This window comes from Tistlia consotensis USBA 355 (assembly GCF_900177295.1).
GTDB classification, from domain to species: Bacteria; Pseudomonadota; Alphaproteobacteria; order Kiloniellales; family DSM-21159; genus Tistlia; species Tistlia consotensis.
Genome location: NZ_FWZX01000003.1, coordinates 184927 through 188640, shown reverse-complemented (window position 1 = coordinate 188640; position 3714 = coordinate 184927). Strand labels below are relative to the sequence as shown.

The following is a 3714-nucleotide window of genomic DNA, read 5'->3' as shown; positions in this document are numbered from 1 at the left end:
TGTTTCGCGCTTTCCCCCCAGCGATCCTCCGGCACCCAGACTAGTCCAGGCGTGGCCGCGTCGCCAGCGTGCCGTGGCCGCCCGGCCGGCGGCTCCCTGCGGCCGGGCGGCATGGCCGGAAAGCGTCGACTCTCGCGCCGTGTGGCGGCACGATGGCCGGCGCGAGGACACACGGGGACGACATGGACATCGGCATCTTCCTGCTCATGCAGTCGCCCGAGGGCGCCCCGTCCCAGGAGGTCTACGGCCGCGCGCTGCGCTCGGCGCAGCTGGCCGAAGCGCTCGGCTTCAGCCACGTCTGGGTCGCCGAGCACCATTTCATCAACTACTCCTATTCTTCCCAGCCCTTCGTGCTGCTGGCGCATCTGGCGGCGCTGACCGAGCGCATCCGCCTCGGCACCGCGATCGTGCCGGTGCCGCTGCACAATCCGCTGCTGGTCGCCGAGCAGGCGGCGACGGTCGACCAGCTGAGCGGCGGCCGGCTCGAGCTCGGGCTCGGCAAGGGTTACCAGCGCTTCCAGTACGAGCGGCTCGGCATCGAGAAGAGCGACGACCACGCGCGCTACGACGAGGCGATCGACCTGCTGTGCCTGGCGCTCCGGGGCCGGCCGTTCAGCTTCGAGGGACGCTGGTTCCAGCTGCCCGAGACGCTGGTCTACCCACAGCCCCTGCAGCGGCCGGTGCCGGTCTGGGCGGCGGTCAACTCGACCGTGCCGCCGGTCGTCGAGTCGGCGCTGTCGCGCGGTCTCCACCTTTTCTCCGGGGCGCTGGAGCCGATCTCGAAGATGATCGACATGCGCCGGCGCTACGCCGCGGCCTTCGCCGGAGCGCCGGGCCCGGTCCGCATCGGCACGCAGCGCCCGGTCTTCGTCGGCGAGAGCGAGGCCGAGGCACGTGCCGCCGTCGAGCAGGCGCGCTGGAACGCGCGCGCCGCGCTCAGCCTGCGCCACGAGTTCGGCCGGGTCGAGCAGGGCCGCGTGACCGTGGCGCCGCTGCCCGGCGAGCCTTCCACCGACGAGATCATGGCCGAGCACGTGGTCGCCGGGACGCCGGACCAGTGCCTGCGCCAGCTCCGCCGGATCCTGGCCGGCAGCGGCGCCGATCTCTTCAACTGCAACTTCTGCTTCGGCGCGCTCAGCGAGGCCCAGGTCGAGCGCTCGATGCGCCTCTTCGCCGAGGCGGTGCTGCCGGCCCTGCGCGAGCCCGTGGCCCAGACCGCCTGACGGTGCGGCCGCAGCCGGCCCTCAGTCCGCCAGGCAGGCCAGGGCGAAGGCCGCGCCTTCGGCGAGGCTGGCCGCGGCGGCCTCGACCGACGGGGTGAAGAGCAGGTAGCCGTGCGGCAGTCCCCGTGCCAGCGACAGCCGGGAGCGGCCGCCGGCGGCGCGGATCTGCCAGTGCAGCGCCAGGCTGTCGTCGCGCAGGGGGTCCAGCTCGGCGGCGGCCAGGAAGAGCGGCGGCAGGCCCGAGAGGTCGCCGGCCAGCGGGTCGAGCCGGGGATCGTCCGGGTTGCCGTCCGGTCCCAGGTGGTGGCGGCGGAAGAAGGCGAGCTGGCGCTCGCCCAGGCCGAAGGCACCGCCCGCATAGAGCCGGCGCGAGGCCGAATCGCGCAGCCCGAAGCTGCCGTAGTAGAGCAGGCAGGCGGCGGGCGCGCCGGTCGCGCGCGCCGCCGGGTCCAGGCAGGCGGAGAGCGCGAGGCGCGCACCCGCCGATTCGCCGGCGAGCACGAGGCGCCGGCCGTCCAGGCCGAGCCGGCCGCCCTCTCCGGCCAGCGCGACGACCGCGGCGGCGGCCTCTTCGAAGGCCGCCGGGAAGCGGCGCTCCGGGCCGAGCGCATAGTCGACGCCGACCACCGGGCCGCCGGTCGCCGCGGCCAGCTCGCGCATGACGCGGTCGTGGCTGTCGAGGTCGCCGAGCACGAAGCCGCCGCCGTGGAAGAACAGCGTGACCGGCGCCTGCGCTCCGGCCGCCGGCCGGAGGATGCGGATCGGGACCGGCCGCCGCGGGCCGGGCAGCTCGGCCTCCTCGACCGAGGCCATGACCGGCCCGCCCTCGTTCCAGGGCGCCCGCGCGGCGCGCGTGCGGGCGCGCGCCGTCTCGACCGGCAGCTCGTCGAGGGTCCGCAGGTCCGGCGCGGCCTCCAGGTAGCGCCGCCCGGCGGCGAGCATCTGCGGGTCGAGCCGCAGCGCCGGCTCGTCCCGGGCCGTCGCGGGCCGGCCCTCAGCCATGCCGCGCGAGCACGGCCTCGACCAGCGGCGGCAGCGGCGGCAGGTGCGCCTGCCAGCCGCCCCCGCTCGCGGCCAGCTTCAGCTCCGGATGGTGGCGGCGCAGCTCCTCGGCGAAGGCGATCCCCATCGCGCCCATGCGGCGGACCTCCCGCGCGGTCGTGCGCTCGGCCGCCTCGGAGGCTGCGGCGCGCCAGTCCGCCTGGCTCTCGAGCAGCCCCAGCAGCTTGTCCCCGAGCGCGGGGTCGTCGGCCTGGATCACGCGCTCGCTCTGGCCCGACTCGTCGAAGAGGTTGCGGATGCGCTCGTCCATGGTCAGGCCGACGCTCGCGACGCCACCCGGCATCGCGGTCACGATGGCGTGGAAGCGGGAGCTGACCAGCAGGCTGCAGAGGCGCAGCAGCGCGACCATCTCGCGCGGATGGCGATGCGCGAAGACCGGCGGCGCCGGTTCCAGGCGCTCGGCGAGGTGGCCGCAGGCACGGGCGTCCAGCCGCTCCATGGCGAAGAGCACGGGGAAGACCCGGCGGCCCCTGGCGTAGGCGGAGACGGCAGCGGCGATGCCGTCCAGGTAGCGGGCGTAGCGGGCCTGGCTTTCCGGCGAATCGTCGTGGAACACGCCGGAGCCGAAGTAGTACTCGGCATGGGCCCCGGTCTCCTCCATCTCGCGCGCCCGGGCCGGATCGAGCCGCGCCGGCCACCAGAAGGGATTGATCGGCGCGATGCCGAGGATCGGCGTCGCGCCGTCCCAGCCGCTCGCCCGCAGCAGCGCCTCGGCCTCGGCGGGCGGCGCCGGGTCGAAGGTCCAGGCCGGGTCGGCGCCGTTCTCGACGCGCAGGCCGAGGCCCGACAGCAGATCGCCCGAGGCCCGGCTGCGCGAGATCACCAGGGCGTCCCGGCAGCTCTCGGCGACGAAGCTCTCCAGCGCCGGGTTCATGCGGCCGGCGTCGGCGCCGTAGCCGACCGAGGGCTTGCCGGCGGCCGCCCCGAAGCCGAGGGCGCTGGCCATCAGCATGGTGAAGAGATCGGCGTGGCTCGACTTGAACATCGAGCCCTCGCAGGTCACGACACCGTGGTAGGCGCGGATCTTCTGGGCCAGCAGCACCGGCAGGTAGAGGTCGCCGAACTCGAAGGCGACCTCGGGGAAGAGGTCGCGCGGCAGGTGCTCCTTGACCATCAGCAGGCCCGGCTCGAACTGCTCGGGGCCGACGATCGTCCTGAACTGGCGCACCATCTCGGAGACGCGGACGTCGGCGCCGGTGTTGCCCGAGCCGTTGTAGCCGGCCAGGAACAGCTTCAGGGGCTGGCCGGGGCGCCAGCGCTCGCCGGGCGACTCGGCGATCGCCTCCAGGAAGTCGCGGATGTGATCGCGGATCGTCGATTCCGGGTCCTGCGCGAGCGACACCTCCTGCAGCAGTTCCTCGATCGGACGGTGTTGCATCGGAGGTCCACCTCTGGTCGGCTCGGTGACGGAACGAACGCGGCGCAGTCT

At 74.4% G+C, this 3714-nt stretch carries 3 protein-coding genes; 1 reads left to right on the top strand and 2 read right to left on the bottom strand.

What is annotated here, in order from left to right; genetic code table 11:
• Positions 1-182: 182 nt before the first annotated feature.
• Positions 183-1223, top strand: a complete 1041-nt coding sequence (locus B9O00_RS06285) for an LLM class flavin-dependent oxidoreductase (RefSeq protein WP_159460120.1) — start codon at positions 183-185, stop codon at positions 1221-1223.
• 21 nt (positions 1224-1244) lie between these two features.
• On the opposite strand, the gene B9O00_RS06280 is transcribed toward B9O00_RS06285, so the two are convergent.
• Complete coding sequence (locus B9O00_RS06280; RefSeq protein ID WP_085121606.1) at positions 1245-2225, bottom strand: alpha/beta hydrolase fold domain-containing protein; 981 nt, start codon at positions 2223-2225, stop codon at positions 1245-1247.
• Positions 2218-3663: a polysaccharide pyruvyl transferase family protein gene (locus B9O00_RS06275; RefSeq protein WP_085121605.1), complete on the bottom strand. Its 1446-nt coding sequence runs from the start codon at positions 3661-3663 to the stop codon at positions 2218-2220. The genes B9O00_RS06280 and B9O00_RS06275 overlap by 8 nt, the downstream gene beginning before the upstream one ends.
• Positions 3664-3714: the final 51 nt, after the last annotated feature.

Excerpts from the sequence above, each read along its gene's own strand:
- B9O00_RS06285 (WP_159460120.1), top strand. The coding sequence starts at position 183 with ATGGACATCGGCATCTTCCTGCTCATGCAGTCGCCCGAGGGCGCCCCG.
- B9O00_RS06280 (WP_085121606.1), bottom strand. The coding sequence starts at position 2,225 with ATGGCTGAGGGCCGGCCCGCGACGGCCCGGGACGAGCCGGCGCTGCGG.
- B9O00_RS06275 (WP_085121605.1), bottom strand. The coding sequence starts at position 3,663 with ATGCAACACCGTCCGATCGAGGAACTGCTGCAGGAGGTGTCGCTCGCG.